The following is a 15,977-nucleotide window of genomic DNA, read 5'->3' as shown; positions in this document are numbered from 1 at the left end:
CTTATTGCTCTGAAAACTCTATGACTATAGAGAATTTGATTTTGTAAGCCTTGAAATATAAATCTTATTCACCGACTAAAGCTAAAATTTCATCGATATGCTAGGCTTATTTTTTTGTAGGGTGCGCCCCGCGCACCATCGCCTAAACTTGGCTTAAAAATAACTGAGTATAAAGCGCTCTACTAATTATTTAGATATATAGCACAGAATCATAGCTAATTAACCTTACAAAGCATACGATTGCTGGGCTAAAGCCGTAGCCTACGTAAACCTTATCGTTTTTTCCACGTTGTCCGTTAATGCTTAAATCTTTTAACGTAATAAAGTCTCAACGCCGCTACTACTCGCCTTTAACAAAACATCGGCTTGATTGGCAGCAAAGATACCATTGCACACGACGCCAACGATATTATTCAGCTTAGCTTCAAGCTTGATAGGCTCGCTGACATCTAAGTCATAAGTATCCAATATCACATTGCCATAATCGGTGACAAAGTCTTCACGATAGACCGGCTCACCGCCCATCTGCGCTAATTGTCTGGCGACGTAAGAGCGCGCTTGCGGCAGCACTTCTATCGGTACCGGAAAGGCGCGGCCTAATATCTCTACCGTCTTGCTCTCGTCCACCATGCAGATAAATTTATTGGAAGCGGCAGCGACGATCTTTTCACGCGTCAGCGCGCCGCCGCCGCCCTTGATTAATTGCAGATGCGCGTTGACTTCATCAGCGCCATCGATATACACATCAAGAGTACCAGCAAAGTTCAAATCTACCACATCGATACCAAGCGCCTTGAGTTTATCTTCGGTCACTTGCGAGCTTGCAACCGCGCCTTTTAGACGAAACTTAGGCAACAACTCAATCAAACAATTAACCGTACTGCCTGTGCCCACACCCAATATCATATCGTCTTCGATATATTGTAGGGCAGCTTGGGCGGCGGCTTGCTTTTGTGCATGCTGATCACTCATGGTAAATCCTTGGGAAAATAAAATTCATTTTAAAACGGTAAAAGGCGCGGCTATTATAACTGATAACTTTTATAAAGGTTAGCTGCTAAGCACTGCTAAGTGCTCATTACGCTCTCGATATCAGCACTTTACAAACCAAAGCAAAACCAGTTTAATTATAACCGCTCAACCGCTGTTTAAAGCTCATAAAAATACAATTGTGTCTTGCAAGATGCGTAAAATCAGCATAGGCTAATCTATTTAATTTTTGGTGGTGTTTTAAAAAGTATGCTGGCGATAAAAGTCAATAAGAAATCTATGCTAAGTTCTCTGATTCTATAGGGCTTTCAAGGCTTCAAAAATTGTTCAAATTTTAATCAGCATACTTTTTGACACACCACCTAATTTTTTTGTCTCCCTTTATCATTATTAACCGTCTTTTAGGAAACACTATGCTGTCACACTGGGTAAGAGCCATTTTACAAGCCACCGTCTATGATGTTGCCATTCAAACGCCACTTGAGGCGGCTCCAAAGCTAACCCAGCGCTTTGATAACGATATTCGCTTTAAGCGTGAAGATTTGCAGCCTGTCTTCTCTTTTAAACTGCGCGGCGCATATAATCGTATTAGCCAGCTAAGTGCTGAGCAAAAAGCGCGCGGTGTTATCTGTGCCTCAGCCGGCAATCACGCCCAAGGGGTCGCTTATTCAGCCCGTAAACTGATGCTCAATAACATCATCGTTATGCCGACTACCACTCCCGATATCAAAGTGTCAGCGGTCAGAGCTTTAGGCGGTAACGTCGATCTGCATGGTGATAGCTTTGATGAAGCCAACCGCTATGCGATCAACCGCGCACAGATCGAAGGCCTCACCTTTATTCCGCCTTATGATGATGAGCTGGTCATCGCCGGTCAAGGCACTATCGGTCTTGAGCTGACCCAGCAGTGGCGCAATATGGACTACGTCTTCGTCGCAGTTGGCGGCGGCGGTCTAATCTCAGGGGTGGCGGCATTTTTGGGAGAAGTTGCGCCACACGTCAAAGTCATCGCCGTGGAGGCCGAACAATCCGCTTGTCTAAAAGCGGCGTTAGAAGCAGGCGAGCGTGTCAAACTTGAGCAAGTCGGTTTATTCGTCGATGGCGTAGCGGTGGCACAAATTGGTGAGTTACCGTTCGAGGTGGTACGCACGCAAAAAAGCGATGGCTCAGGGCCAATCGTTGAGCCTGAGGTCATCACTTGTAGCAATGATGAGGTTTGCGCGGCGCTCAAAGACGTCTTTGAAGAGAATCGCAGTATCGTCGAGCCAGCGGGCGCACTATCTATCGCTGGCATGAAAAAATATATTAAAGCCCATAACTTGCAAGGCAAAAACTGCGTCGGTATTGTTTGCGGCGCAAATATGAACTTTGATCGCCTGCGTTATATCGCTGAGCGTACTGAGATCGGTGAGAAAAAAGAAGCGATCTTTGCAGTGACTATTCCTGAGCAAACTGGCGCTTTCTTAAACTTCTGCCGCAGCTTACAGGGCCGAAATATCACTGAATTTAATTATCGGGCCGACAATCAGTTGTCGCCTGACTCGATGGAACCGGCCTCAATCTTTGTCGGTATTGCGCTAAAAGAGGGCTATAAGGAGCGCGAAACGATTAGCACGCAGTTGGCGGCCGATGGTTATGTCGCTCACGATCTGACCGATGATGATATTGCCAAATCGCATATTCGTCACTTGATTGGTGGTCATGCTCATGTCAAAGACGAGCAGTTATTGACGGTAAAATTCCCTGAGCGTCCTGGTGCTTTATTAACTTTCCTTGAAAAATTAGGCGATGACTTTAATATTACTTTATTCCACTACCGCAATCATGGAGCCGCTGAGGGCCGAGTCTTAGTAGGCTTGCAAGCTTCAATAAGCAACTCACGCCAGCTACAAGATGCGCTGCTTGATATTGGCTATGATTGTATGATGCATAACGACAATATTGGCTATCAGCTATTCTTAAAATAGTTGGTTTTTGCCTATTTATAAGTCTCGTTGTTTATATATTGACTGCTTAATTAGCGGCTATAGGAGCTAATTAAGCTCAATGCGTCCATAGAATAAATTTGTATCAGCAAATTTATGTGAGTAGCCATGAAACCAATTATTATGATAGTCGCAGCATTATTGATAGCTTTTTTTGCTTATATTTATCTACAGCCCAAACTCTCTTCAAATGAGACTCTCACTACTACCTCGTCCGAGAATATTGATAACATCGTGTTTAGTGAGGAAGAGCTTGCCAATATACCGCCAACTTATAACGAGTCGGTAGCCAATACGGATCTAGAAACAGTAGCCCCCATAGCTGATTATTCTAGTCCCGTAGAGACAACCGCTCCTAGTCCTAAAACGACTACGCCGACTCAAGCTTTTGTGTGTGACGGAAGAAAGCACTGCTCGCAGATGAGGTCTTGCGCAGAGGCGACTTACTTTAGCAACAACTGCCCTGGTACTAAAATGGATGGCAATAATGACGGCATCCCTTGTGAGCAGCAGTGGTGTTACTAATTGCATAACACTAACAAACTGCTAAATCACCTCGATGTGTGTGCTAATTATGGCTAATCGCTCTTTTAATTGCTAAATAAATCACCATTTATATCCTAATGTACTGATATCAATGAGGTTTTGATGAGTAAACATAATAAAAATCATAATCAGCCAAGCCATAGCCAACCAGACGCGGTGCGAATGCGTATCGACAAATGGCTATGGGCGGCGCGCTTTTATCGGACTCGTACTCTTGCCAAAGAAGCGATTGAGAGTGGACGCGTGCATTATGCCGGTAGCCGAGTCAAAACCAGCAAAGAGATTGCGGTGGGTGATGAGCTGCAGATTCGTCAAGGCTCTGCGACAGCAATGAGCGAGAAAACCGTGATTGTCGAAGCCTTAAGTGCTCAGCGCGGTAACGCTAGTGCAGCACAACAGCTATATTCAGAAACGGAGGAAAGCGCTGAGCGCCGTGCCTATTATGCTGAGCAGCGTAAACTATCAAATCTAGCTCGCCCTGACAATAAGCCCAATAAAAAAGAGCGCCGCGATTTACAGCGCTTTAAAAACAATCAAGATTAGAGCTTTATACTTATTAAGCTTAAGTTTTTAAACTCTAATTTTACTACTCCTTAGTTGATAGCTTACCTTGCCTTTATAACTATTTATCGTTACGCTAGTGGCTATTTTATGACAGGTTATTTACTCGTTAAATAGCCTGTTTTTTAGTCAAGATAGTCGCTAGTTATACCGCTCTACATAGCTTCTGTTATGTAGCTTTTGTTTTATAAAATAATCGCTTATAAAAAGGTCATCTCATGCCCATTAAAGCTTCTGCCCCCTCCTCTGTACTGCTAGTTTGTTTAGGTAATATTTGTCGTTCGCCTACTGCTGAGGAGATCTTTCGTCAGCAGGCTGCTATTGCTGGTTTGGATATAAAGATAGACTCAGCAGGAACTGGTGATTGGCATATCGGTCATGCTCCCGATGAGCGCGCTCAGCGCCATGCTAAGTCTAATGGCTATAACATTAGCAAACTAGTAGCGCGTCAAGTGAGCGCTGAGGATTTTGATAAATTTGACTTAATCTTAGCGATGGACGCACAAAACCTAGCCGATTTGCAGCAGATAAAAGACGGTATAACCGAGTCAACAGATAAACTTGCAAAGTTGGCGTTATTCAGTGAAGAAGATCCTACTTACGGCGGCGATGATGTGCCTGATCCTTATCAGGGTGAAAGTGAGGATTTTGAAGAGGTAATCAAGCGTATTGAGTCGAGTACCCAAGCTTGGATTGAGAGCTGGAAAACCAATTAGCCCTTTCATAAATAGCTAAAAACTAAGTAGGTTTTTAGCTTATAGGCTCATAACTGAGCTATTAGGATGCTTTTTATCCTTTATAATATCTGGTTAGAGCTGATTATCGCTCAAAATTATTGATTACATTATTATGTTTTAATAGCGCCTCCTCGTTAATTCTCAGTTATACAGGCTTATTTATGACTCTAGCTTTGCCAATTGACTCACCTACTACTGATGCTTATTCCTACCATTTATCGCATGACCTCTCTCACGCCAATACTATGGCGCTTGCCTGCGTGGCTGATAAGTCGGTAACTTTAAGCAGTGAGGCGCAGCTAGATGCCTTTATGGCTGAATATAATAACGCGCCTGACAATCCACCACCTTTATTTGTATTATCAGGCGGTAGTAATGTCTTGCTGCCCTCAAAGCTGAACGCTATCGTGCTGCGTCCCTTTATGCGCGGTATCAAAGTCACTAATCAGACTATAGACTATGTCGATATCGAGGTGATGGCGGGCGAGAATTGGCACGAGTTAGTGACCTATACCGTTAATCAAGGCTGGTATGGTTTAGAGAATTTGGCGCTGATACCAGGATTGACAGGCGCGGCTCCCGTGCAAAATATCGGCGCTTATGGCGTGCAATTAGATGATACCTTACAATCGGTTCGAGCTTATCACCTGCCGACGCAAACTTGGCATGAATTAACAAAACCCGAGTGTCAGTTTGGCTATCGTGATAGTTTGTTTAAACGTGAGCCTAATAGTTGGCTTATCAGCCGAGTGCGCTTACGCCTGCACACCGATCAGACGCAAATATCGGCCAATTACGGCGATGTGCAAGCGGTAGCACAGCATTATGCAATGCAGCAAAAGCGTCCTAAACCTACGCCCTATAATGTCATGCAAGCGATCATTGATATTCGTCAGCGAAAAATCCCTGATCCCAAAAAGCTGGCCAATTGCGGTAGTTTTTTTCAAAACCCTATTATTGATAATGCAAAGTTTTTGGCGCTACAAACCCGCTATCCCGATATTGTCGGCTATCCCATGAGCGAGCAAAAAACCAAAGTCGCTGCTGGCTGGTTGATTGAGCACGCTGGCCTAAAAGGTTTGGGGATAGCGCCCATTATCACTCATCAGCAGCAAGCGCTAGTATTAACCAATCATGCGCCTTATCAAGCCAAGCAGATTGATGTCGCAAGAGCGCAAGATTATATTAGCCAATGTGTTTATGATAAATTTGCTATCACTTTAACTCGAGAGCCCATTTGGGTAAACGCAGATGGCACTCTTGGATCGAGTAGCTATGGGGACTAAAAGACCCTTATCCAAACGGTTATGGCGTTATTATCTGCGCTCAGCTGAGCGTATGGTCAAAGTGTTTCGTATTATTAATATTACCTTTTTAGTTGGTTCAACCTCTGTCGTTTTAGTACTGATTAGCTTATTTACCCCGTTGTTTTCACAAGCTGTTGTTTATGTGCTAACGCGTCTACCCCTTCCTACTATGCCGTCATCGGCTATGAGCTCGCCGCCTACCGCTTACGTGGTATTAGGCGGCGGGTTGACCAACGACAATAATAATCAGATTATCCTTAATGGCTATAGCCTTAATCGTGCGCGCACTGCAGCTACGGCGTATCACGATCTACCTCTACCTATCGTTATCAGCGGCGCGGAAGCTCCTTGGCTTGGTCAATGGCTGCTTGAGCACGGTATCGATGGTTTGATTAGCGAAAATGCCAGTATGAATACTTGCGAGAACGCGCGCTTTACCGCTAAGCGCATTCCCTTAAATCATGTCTATCTCATTACCGATAGCTATCACATGGCAAGAGCGCGAAGACAATTTGCCTTAAATGGTATTAATAGCACTCCTTTGAGTGCGCCCTTACCTGTGAGACGTGATTGGAGGGAGCCTGCGCAGAACTTAACGCATTCAAGGCGGGCGGTTTATGAGATTGCAGCGTATTTGCGTGATGTCATTCGTCCGCAGAATAACTGCCGCCAAGCTCAAGAGGTGAGTACCGAGCAATTGCTAACCCCAAGAGGCAATGCGGTAAAAACCTTTAATTAGCTAGCTTGTGCCTTTAATCAGCTAAAGATAAGCGTATAATAGAATGATGTTTTATAAAAACGGTCACTTAGAGGTTTATTATGCTCAGTATCTTTTTATTAATCCCATTGAGTTTAATGTTATTTGTGGTGGCTATTTGGGCGGTACGCTATGCCGTCAGATCCAATCAGTTTGAGGACTTAGACAATGCCTCTCAGCGTATCATCTTAGAGGATCGTCAAGAACGCCGACAAACTATTCAAGCTCATGAAGACGCTACCGATAAGCCGCTTGATGTGACTACTGCTTCTTCTGTTACTACTGATATTAAACGTGAAGATCAGCATTCCAAATAATAATTCTAGACTCAATCATTTTACTTTGTAATAGGATACGCTCCCTATGACCACCGCTTTAATTGTTGCTGCATTTTTTATGGGATTTTTTGGTTCTCCGCACTGCTTAGGTATGTGTGGAGGTTTGGTCGCCGCTTTTAGTCTATCGATGAAAGATGTCAGCCCAGCTAAACGCCGCGCCTTAATTGCTACTTATCATTTTGGCCGTCTGACTAGCTATGCGATGCTAGGTTTAGCAGCTGGATTGATTGGTACTGCGGTGTTAGAGCCACTGATGAAGGGAAATAGTACACCGCGCATTTTATTGGGCTTAGTATTGGTATTTGTCGGTGTTACTATGCTTGGCGCACCGTTTTTGAGTAAGCTTGAACGTTTGGGTATGCGCTTTTGGCAATTTTTGAGTCCCGTGCGCCAAAAAGTGTTTCCGCTTAACACTTATCCGCGTGCATTAGCAGCCGGTTTATTATGGGGATTTTTGCCTTGTGGTTTGGTTTATGGCGCGTTATTAATTGCCGTGGTCGCTCATAACCCGCTAAGCGGCGCAGCTTTAATGTTTGTATTTGGCTTGGGTACAGTACCGATGTTGGTAGCAACGCACGAAACAGTAGGCTGGCTCCGCAACCAAATTGGCCGCCTACGTTTGCGTCAACTAAACGGCGCTATTATGGTGTTATCGGGATTAGCAGTAGTCTTTATCCCTATGCTAATGGCCAGTATGCATGGTGGTGGTCACGGTAGTAATCATAGTGACATGCCCATGAATCATAGCGCTCCTATGTCAATTACCTCTGATTCTGCTGATAGCCATGAGATGGGTCATAGCATGCATCACACGAATGGCTCACAGAGTAATTAGCTATTAGCGCATGCTAACTTTAGTGCGAGTTAGTTTATGCTAAAAAACCTTCAACAAAATCATTTGTTGAAGGTTTTTTTAGGTTTAAGTAGCTGTTTATTATGACTTTGAAGACTGACTATTCTTGCCACTGCTCCAGACTAAACTTAGTGCCTAAATGCTTCTCTAATGCTGGCAAGTTAAAGGCATCGTCTTCACTGACAAAGCTGATGCTAATACCAGTTTGTCCGGCGCGTCCGGTACGACCAATACGATGCACATAATCATCGGGTTGATCGGGTAAAGTATAATTGACCACATGACTAATATCGTCAACATGGATACCGCGTCCTGCTACGTCAGTGGCTACTAAGATAGAAGCATGACCTTCTTTGAAGCGCTGTAGGTACTTCTCACGCTTTTGTTGGATGACATCGCCAGATAACATCACAATTTTGTGTGCTTGACGCAGCTTATGATATAAGCGCTTGACCTGATCTTTACGATTAGCAAAAACAATAACCTTATCTACTTTATCATCAGCGATAATACGCTGCAAAGCGGCTAATTTTTGCTCTTCGGTTAACAGGTAAAAATGCTGATCTACCAGCTCACTAGTCTTGTGTTCAGGTTCAATCTCTACAAACTGCGGCTCATGTAACCAGCGATAAGCCAGATTCATCACATCTTGATTAAAGGTGGCCGAAAATAATAAGCTTTGACGATCAGTATTAGCAGGCATACGGCCCACTAAGCGCTTAATATCAGGAATAAAACCCATATCGAGCATACGATCGGCTTCATCCAATACTAGTACCTCTACTCTATCAAGATAGACCATACCCTTATTCATCAGATCTATTAGCCGGCCAGGGGTGGCAATTAATACATCGATATATTGGCGCTCAAGCTCATGCTGCTGAGCATCGTAGCTAGTACCGCCCATAATACAAACGCTATGCAAGTCAGTGTATTTGGTCAGCTCTATACAATCATCAAATATCTGCTGCGCAAGCTCGCGCGTAGGTGCCATAACGACCGCGCGTGGCTCACCAAGGTAGCGCTCTTCATCAGCAGAAAAGGGACGTTTAAGTAGCGTCTCGATAATAGTAATCAAAAAAGTAGCGGTCTTGCCAGTACCGGTTTGTGCCTGACCGATAGCATCTTGATGCGCCAAAGTATGAGGCAGTATTTGTGCCTGAATAGGCGTCAGGTCGGTAAAACCTAAATCTTTGATGGCGCGTAAAGTCGGCGCTGACAGTGGCAAATCAGTAAATTTGGTAAAATGACTCAAAAAATTATCCTTGTGAGTTAAGCGCTTCTAACATTGAGCACTTATGTAGCAAATGCTAGCCGTTTTTGAAGGCGTTTATTTTTATACCGCTCCAAAACGAAAAAGAGTCAAACCTATGAGCTTATCTTCACCTATACATGCTATATGCATTATCGGTTAGATAAGAGCGGTTTGACTCAGTAGTATAGCAGTAGTTACTGCTAGCGTAATGACAAAATGCCACAACTGCTAAATGGATTACTCTTCTAATTTTCTGACTTCTTCAGCTTGCAGACCTTTATCGCCTTCAACCACACTGAATTCTACTTTTTCACCATCTTTCAAAGAGCGATAACCATCACCTTGAATAGCGCGGAAATGGACAAAAATATCTTCGCCGCCATTACGTTGAATGAAACCAAAACCTTTTGAGTCATTAAACCACTTAACGATACCTTGTTCACGAGCTGACATAATAAGACTTCCTAAACAGTGCGCTTAGCCCCGAATTCCTTTGCAACATTGCATATAAGCGAGTACTAAGATGATGATATTAGAATTTTAAAATCTCTACATAAAATAGAAATCGAATGGTATTTATTAGACCATAAGCTACTTACCTAAATCATTATTGAACTTACCAGTAATAAATTTGTAAGGTATGTTGCTTAAAAATATCATAGCACGGGTATTTAGTAACTTAAAGGCTTTTGATACTATTTTTGCGCGCTATAATCGATTTTGGATAATTTTTTTATCAATTTTTGTCTAAGCTGTTATTATAATTGGCTATTAAGCAGTCAAATGGCTAGTAATGATTGATTTTTGCTTCTATTTTGATTGTTTAAGACGATGCTACCTATTATTTTTATTGAGAAAATCATGACCTCCTCTACTGAACTTGATTCCAAAAAAACCCAGTCTACTAAGCCGCTAGACCACCAGTCTAGTAAGGCAGATGCCGCTTTAAATAATACTGCTAAAACCGCGATGACGCGCAAATTATTATTAATCAACGGCGTTAATCTAAATCTACTTGGCAAGCGTGAGCCTGAGATATATGGGCATACTACTTTAGCCGATATAGAAGCGCGTGCAATAGCACATGCGGCCAAACACCATGTTGAGCTAATCTGCATTCAATCCAATCATGAAGGACAGCTGGTCGATGAGATTCAACACTATGGTTTATTGGCAGAGCTAGCAGCCCAAGTTGACGCTATTATCATCAACCCTGGCGCTTTTACTCATACCTCAGTAGCGCTTCGCGACGCTCTATTAGCCACAAAAAAGCCTTTTATAGAAGTACATCTCTCCAATGTCCATAGCCGCGAGCGCTTTCGTCAGCACTCTTATCTAAGCGATGTGGCGACCGGCGTGATTTGCGGTTTAGGGCATCTAGGCTATCAGATGGCCTTGCAATATTGGTTGAATAATCTTTATCAGCCAGCTTAAATTTTGACTTTTGTGTCTTGGTTGACGTAAAGGCGACTACTATTTAAAGGCTGAGCGCTTGATTAAAACAAAAATGCCTTAATAACACAGCTAGCAATCGATGATACAAATCAGCAGTACTACGACCCGTTAATAACTACTCTACAGATGGTGATATGAATGGCAAAAACGTCCGGAAAACGCTTTATGAAGCTTGCAGGTATGACCGCAAGCATTGCAGGCAAAGCCGCTAAAAACTCTTTAAAGCATCTCTCCAGTGACGAAGAAAAAAGGTTACTTGCCCGCTCAGAGTTGATGCAAGATGTCGGGGTACAAATCGCAGGAACGCTTGGTGAGATGAAAGGCGCGGTGATGAAAGTTGGTCAAATCGCCTCGCAGTATAAAGATGTTTTTCCGCCTGAGGTAGCTGCTGCTCTTGAAAAGCTGCAAAAAGATGCGCCGCCTATGCCTTATTCGCAAATACGCTCGCAAGTAGAGCGCGAGCTAAAAGCGCCTATTGATAAGTTATTTGCTGAGTTTGAAGAAGTGCCATTCGCCGCCGCCTCCATTGGGCAGGTGCACAAAGCCACCCTGCCTTCTGGCCAAAACGTTGTGGTCAAAGTGCAATATCCTGATGTCGATGAAAACTGTGATAGCGATCTAAAACAAGTACGCATGGCACTTAAGATCGCCGGCGTCCTTAATATGAGCCGCGAGCTACAAAACCAGTTGTTTGATGAGATACGTGATAGCCTCCATGACGAGCTTGATTATATTAAAGAGGCGCATAACTTAAGAGTCTTTGGCGCGTTTCATGCTGATGACACGGGGCTTATTATTCCTAAAGTCATTGGCAGTCATTCCTCAAAACGTATCTTGACTTTGACTGAAGAGATGGGTGAGAGTTTAGCGGTAGCAGCGACCTGGGATAATGAGATTAAGCAAAAAATAGCTGAGCGTTTATTTCACTTTAGCGCCGGACAGCTTTTTAACTTATATCGGATGCATTGTGATCCACACCCGGGTAACTTTGCTTTTCGCCCTGATGGTAGCGTAATTGCTTATGATTTTGGCGGTATTCGTAGCTATAGCGATAGTGAAGTAAAGCTATTTAAGCGCTTTGCCAAACATGCCGTCAGATCTGATGTGACAGCTTTGGAGCAAGATTTAATCGCTTTAGGGATTCGCCGTGAAGATGAAAAACAGGTTCCGAGCGAGTTTTATCAAGAGTGGCTTGCAATCGGTCTTAAGCCTTTGTCTATCGCCCCTTATCATAAAGGAGCGTTTGATTTTGCAGACAGTCAAGTGCATCACGAAGCGATTACTCAAATGCGCACCTCGCTTAAGTATTTTGGTCAGTTTCAGCCATCAGCGACCACTATGATGCTTGATCGAACGGTCTCAGGACAGTATTGGAACTTGGTAAATTTGGGCGTTAAGATTGATCTCTCGCCACTTGTGCATCAATACCTATAATGAGAGATAAGATAAAAACTGCTATATATGTAAGGCATGACCACAGCGATCACAGAACTCTGCGTTTACCGCATGGCCAAATTTACCACAATTTGGGCAAGCTATAGGGTTTAGCTGTGGGCGCATATTGCGGGCAAGCTCAGCGGTAAAAATACCGGTGGGCACTGCAATAATGGAATAACCCGTTATCATTACCATCGATGCGATAGCCTGACCTATCGGCGTTTTTGGTGACATATCGCCATAACCGGTAGTGGTCACGGTGACAACGGCCCAATAAATAGACACTGGTATACTAGTAAAGCCGTTTTCTGGACCTTCTACCACATAAATAATAGAGCCAAAAATAGTCACCAGCAGCACTAAGGATAAGAAAAAAACGGTGATTTTTTGTTGGCTAGTCTTGAGTGCTGATGCCAAAAACCCAGCTTGCTGCATGTAGGCCTTGAGCTTGAGTACGCGAAACACCCGCAAGATACGTAGTATGCGAATAACCAATAGGTACTGCACGCCGACAAATAATAAACTCAAATAACTCGGTAGCACCGATAACAAGTCCACTATCCCAAAAAAACTAAAGGCATAACGCAAGCGATTGGGCGCTGAAAATAGTCTTAGAGCATATTCAATAGTAAATAAAATGGTAAAAAACCATTCTGCATAAAAGAATATAGTGCCATATTGCAAACGCATATAGAGCACACTATCGAGCATGACCACAGCGACACTGGCTAAAATGGCAATCAACAATACGATGTCAAAAAGCTTACCCAAGCGCGTATCTGTACCCTCAATAATAATATGGATACGGTTACGTAAATGAGTAATGGCTTCAGCGGTAGGTTGCTTCATAGAATTTGGGGCTTAAATGAAAGTGTTAATCTGATAAAAAAAGAAGTTGCTAAAGGGCTTTTGTCAAAATAGCGCTAAGTGGTTTATAATATTATTCATCCGCTAAAGCTAATTTGCGTGCTCACTCATGCTAGGACATATTGTCACAGTGTAGCAAAAAATGGCTTTCAACAATATACAAATCGCACACTCAGACGTAAGCTATTTAAGTCAATTTTAAGGATGTAATATGGCAGGTCATTCCAAATGGGCAAACATCAAACATAGAAAAGCCCGTCAAGACGCGGTAAGAGGCAAAATATTTACCAAAATAATTCGTGAGATTGTCTCAGCTGCCAAGCAAGGCGATGCTGATCCTGATAAAAACCCACGTTTGCGTGCAGTCATCGAAAAGGCGCTTTCTGTCAATATGACCCGCGATACTATTAATCGGGCTGTCGATCGCGGTACTGGCGGCGGCGATAATGAAAACATGGAAGAAGTCAGTTACGAGGGCTACGGAGTCGGCGGCGTGGCGGTACTAGTAGAGACGATGACGGATAATCTTAACCGTACCGTCAGTGAAGTACGCCATGCTTTCACCAAATTTGACGGTAATTTGGGCACTAGCGGTTCAGTCGCTTATTTATTTACCAAGCGCGGCGAGATTCGTTTCGATGATATAAGCCTTGAGGATGAGGTGATGCTTGCTGCCCTTGATGCTGGAGCATTAGATGTCGAAAACGATGGCGAGTCATTAGTAGTCATTACCGAGTGGGAGGATTTTGGTAAGGTCAAAGATGCCCTCAATCAAGCGGGCTTAGTCTCTGATAATGCCGAGGTCACTATGGCCCCCTCCACCAGTGCAGAGATTGATAATGTCGACGATGCTGAAAAGGTAATGAAAATGATCGATATGTTAGAGGACATAGACGATGTGCAAGAAGTCTATAGCAATGTGCATATCTCAGATGAGGTGATGGCGCAGTTAGAGTCATAATGAGTTGACAGCGTAACCCGTTTAGAAATAAATAGCTATAAATACAAGCCGGCCAAACGTTATCAGCGTTTGGCCTATTTTATTGGTTAGAAAATTTATTTTTAGATTTTACACTTCACTCCTTCAAGCGCTAGTAAGTACTGTTTTTTATCAACACCACCGGTATAGCCGCCAAGCCTGCCGTCACTAGCAATGACTCGGTGACAAGGAATAATGAGACTAAAGGGATTTTTGCCATTAGCATTAGCGACAGCTCGGCAGGCTTTAGGATTACCGATACGGCGGGCTAAAGTGGCATAGCTTATCGTGTCGCCGTGCTTAATCTGTTGTAGCTCGCGCCAGACCTGTTGTTGAAACTTAGTGCCCAATGATAAATCTAGTGGCAGCTCAAACTCTTTTCTCTCCTCCATAGCGTACTCATGGATTTGACCGATAGTTTTGAGTAGTAAAGCTTGGGCTGGATCATTTATGCTTAGGCTATTTTTATCAATAAACTTAAAGTCATTATCAGTTAACTTATAATGCGTCTTGAGTTTGCTAAATGACTTTGAGTCTGTCCACCACTGATCTTTGCTCAGCCAGCTCACCTCGGCAAGCTTTGGCGACTCATCGCTAGTTGAACGTGCGTTAGTCTCTGTCACCATCAATACTAAGTGATAGGTTTGCAAATTGGTTATGGTAACTAGCATCATGACTCCTTAACCTAAAAAACCACTATTTTATATTTTAGACACGGTAGCTAAGCAATAGCTTTAACCGCTACTCTTTGTCATCGGTCTCAAATAACGCTGCCACAAATTGTTTGGGACTAAATGAGCGCAAATCGTCAATGGACTCACCAACACCAATATAGCGAATAGGCACATCCGTAGTTTCAGCAATATTGAAGACCACCCCGCCTTTTGCAGTGCCGTCAAGCTTAGTGATAGTGATACCCGTCAGCGGTACGGCTTTGTTAAAGAGCTCCACTTGATTAATGGCGTTTTGGCCCGTGCCTGCATCAAGTACAATCATCCCTTCATGCGGCGCAGTTTCATCGGCTTTACGCATCACGCGTACTACTTTTTCTAATTCCGCCATTAGATGAGTTTTATTTTGCAGACGCCCAGCGGTATCCGCTATTAATACATCGATGTTTTTGGCTTTCGCTGATTGCATGGCATCAAAGATTACTGAGGCGCTATCAGAGCCATGGCCTTGTGCAACTACCGGAATATTATTACGCTCACCCCAAATTTGTAGCTGCTCAGTAGCAGCGGCGCGAAAAGTATCACCAGCGGCCAGCATCACCGATTTACCCTCGCCTTGTAAGCGTTTGGCAAGCTTACCAATAGTGGTGGTTTTACCGACACCATTGACGCCTACTACCAAAATGACAAAGGGTTTTTTGCTGGTATCAATCACTAATGGGGCAACTTTTGGCGCTAAAATATCGACCAGCTCGCTTTGCAGCGCTTTATATAAAGAATGCGCATAGATCAAATCGCCGCGAGCGGTCTGCTCGGTTAAGCTTTTGATAATACGGTTGGTCGCATTGACACCGATGTCTGCCACCAATAATTGATCCTCAACCTCTTCTAATAGCTCATCATCAATCTCTTTACCACCAATAAGAATACTGACCATACCCTCAGCCAAATTCTTACGCGACTTACTCAGACCTGACTTCATACGGTTGAACCAGCTGCCCTTTTTGCGAGCGGCCGATTCCTCAGTCGTTGGTTCATTGTTTTCTTGCGCTACAGACGCGGTATTAGGACTAGGATTATCTTTGTTAGAGCTGTCACCTAATTGCTCTTGTAGTGGCATTTTAGGCGGTAAAGCTTTAGCTGAGTCATTGCTAGTTTTATGAGCAGTAGCTGTCTCAGTAACAGTATTAATGGCTTTGACATTGTGATGACTAATCGCTACGTCTGCTGCTGGACTTG

General features: G+C 43.6%; 17 protein-coding genes. 11 read left to right on the top strand and 6 right to left on the bottom strand.

Annotated elements, in window-relative coordinates:
* Nucleotides 1-312: 312 nt before the first annotated feature.
* Nucleotides 313-972, bottom strand: coding sequence for a ribose-5-phosphate isomerase RpiA (rpiA, locus tag M0N77_RS04185; RefSeq protein WP_353103803.1), 660 nt, complete (start codon nt 970-972; stop codon nt 313-315).
* A 431-nt stretch (nt 973-1,403) separates the two neighbouring features.
* On the opposite strand from rpiA, the gene ilvA reads away from it, so the two are divergent.
* From ilvA to M0N77_RS04145, 8 genes are all read left to right on the top strand, one after another.
* Nucleotides 1,404-2,957 carry a threonine ammonia-lyase, biosynthetic gene (gene ilvA / locus M0N77_RS04180; RefSeq protein WP_353103801.1) on the top strand — a complete coding sequence of 518 codons (1,554 nt, stop codon included), beginning with the start codon at nt 1,404-1,406 and terminating at the stop codon, nt 2,955-2,957.
* A gap of 126 nt (nt 2,958-3,083) precedes the next feature.
* Nucleotides 3,084-3,500 (top strand): excalibur calcium-binding domain-containing protein, encoded by a 417-nt coding sequence (locus M0N77_RS13185; protein ID WP_371834186.1) that lies wholly within the window; start codon nt 3,084-3,086, stop codon nt 3,498-3,500.
* A 123-nt stretch (nt 3,501-3,623) separates the two neighbouring features.
* Complete coding sequence (locus M0N77_RS04170) at nt 3,624-4,064, top strand: S4 domain-containing protein (protein WP_353103800.1); 441 nt, start codon at nt 3,624-3,626, stop codon at nt 4,062-4,064.
* A gap of 236 nt (nt 4,065-4,300) precedes the next feature.
* Nucleotides 4,301-4,798: a low molecular weight protein-tyrosine-phosphatase gene (locus M0N77_RS04165; RefSeq protein WP_353103798.1), complete on the top strand. Its 498-nt coding sequence runs from the start codon at nt 4,301-4,303 to the stop codon at nt 4,796-4,798.
* A gap of 182 nt (nt 4,799-4,980) precedes the next feature.
* Entirely contained in the window at nt 4,981-6,105 is a 1,125-nt protein-coding gene (murB, locus tag M0N77_RS04160; protein ID WP_353103796.1) for a UDP-N-acetylmuramate dehydrogenase, read from the top strand.
* Nucleotides 6,095-6,865 (top strand): YdcF family protein, encoded by a 771-nt coding sequence (locus M0N77_RS04155; protein ID WP_353103794.1) that lies wholly within the window; start codon nt 6,095-6,097, stop codon nt 6,863-6,865. The genes murB and M0N77_RS04155 overlap by 11 nt, the downstream gene beginning before the upstream one ends.
* A gap of 80 nt (nt 6,866-6,945) precedes the next feature.
* Nucleotides 6,946-7,200 carry a cbb3-type cytochrome oxidase assembly protein CcoS gene (ccoS, locus tag M0N77_RS04150; RefSeq protein WP_353103792.1) on the top strand — a complete coding sequence of 85 codons (255 nt, stop codon included), beginning with the start codon at nt 6,946-6,948 and terminating at the stop codon, nt 7,198-7,200.
* Nucleotides 7,201-7,246: 46 nt separating this feature from the next.
* On the top strand, nt 7,247-8,056 hold the full coding sequence (locus M0N77_RS04145; RefSeq protein ID WP_353103790.1) for a sulfite exporter TauE/SafE family protein: 810 nt from the start codon (nt 7,247-7,249) through the stop codon (nt 8,054-8,056).
* A gap of 118 nt (nt 8,057-8,174) precedes the next feature.
* On the opposite strand, the gene M0N77_RS04140 is transcribed toward M0N77_RS04145, so the two are convergent.
* Both M0N77_RS04140 and M0N77_RS04135 read right to left on the bottom strand, forming a co-directional pair.
* Complete coding sequence (locus M0N77_RS04140; RefSeq protein WP_353103788.1) at nt 8,175-9,329, bottom strand: DEAD/DEAH box helicase; 1,155 nt, start codon at nt 9,327-9,329, stop codon at nt 8,175-8,177.
* A 237-nt stretch (nt 9,330-9,566) separates the two neighbouring features.
* Nucleotides 9,567-9,782: a cold-shock protein gene (locus tag M0N77_RS04135; protein ID WP_353103786.1), complete on the bottom strand. Its 216-nt coding sequence runs from the start codon at nt 9,780-9,782 to the stop codon at nt 9,567-9,569.
* A gap of 516 nt (nt 9,783-10,298) precedes the next feature.
* Between M0N77_RS04135 and aroQ the strand changes: the two genes are divergently transcribed.
* Both aroQ and M0N77_RS04125 read left to right on the top strand, forming a co-directional pair.
* Nucleotides 10,299-10,763 (top strand): type II 3-dehydroquinate dehydratase, encoded by a 465-nt coding sequence (gene aroQ, locus M0N77_RS04130; RefSeq protein ID WP_353105564.1) that lies wholly within the window; start codon nt 10,299-10,301, stop codon nt 10,761-10,763.
* A gap of 159 nt (nt 10,764-10,922) precedes the next feature.
* Nucleotides 10,923-12,218, top strand: coding sequence for an AarF/ABC1/UbiB kinase family protein (locus M0N77_RS04125; protein WP_353103785.1), 1,296 nt, complete (start codon nt 10,923-10,925; stop codon nt 12,216-12,218).
* A 21-nt stretch (nt 12,219-12,239) separates the two neighbouring features.
* Here the strand turns inward: M0N77_RS04125 and M0N77_RS04120 are convergent, their stop codons facing one another.
* The gene (locus M0N77_RS04120) at nt 12,240-13,070 is read right to left on the bottom strand and encodes an ion transporter (RefSeq protein WP_353103784.1); all 831 of its coding nucleotides are present in this window, start codon (nt 13,068-13,070) and stop codon (nt 12,240-12,242) included.
* A 229-nt stretch (nt 13,071-13,299) separates the two neighbouring features.
* Here M0N77_RS04120 and M0N77_RS04115 point away from each other — a divergent pair, with 229 nt between their 5' ends.
* Nucleotides 13,300-14,049, top strand: a complete 750-nt coding sequence (locus tag M0N77_RS04115) for a YebC/PmpR family DNA-binding transcriptional regulator (RefSeq protein ID WP_353103782.1) — start codon at nt 13,300-13,302, stop codon at nt 14,047-14,049.
* Between the two features lie 101 nt (nt 14,050-14,150).
* Here the strand turns inward: M0N77_RS04115 and M0N77_RS04110 are convergent, their stop codons facing one another.
* On the bottom strand, nt 14,151-14,738 hold the full coding sequence (locus M0N77_RS04110; protein WP_353103781.1) for a methylated-DNA--[protein]-cysteine S-methyltransferase: 588 nt from the start codon (nt 14,736-14,738) through the stop codon (nt 14,151-14,153).
* A gap of 70 nt (nt 14,739-14,808) precedes the next feature.
* On the bottom strand, nt 14,809-15,720 hold the full coding sequence (gene ftsY / locus M0N77_RS04105) for a signal recognition particle-docking protein FtsY (protein WP_353105563.1): 912 nt from the start codon (nt 15,718-15,720) through the stop codon (nt 14,809-14,811).
* Nucleotides 15,721-15,977: the final 257 nt, after the last annotated feature.

It is taken from the genome of Psychrobacter sp. AH5, assembly GCF_040371085.1.
Taxonomy (GTDB): domain Bacteria; phylum Pseudomonadota; class Gammaproteobacteria; order Pseudomonadales; family Moraxellaceae; genus Psychrobacter.
This window is presented reverse-complemented; position numbering and strand designations above follow the sequence as displayed.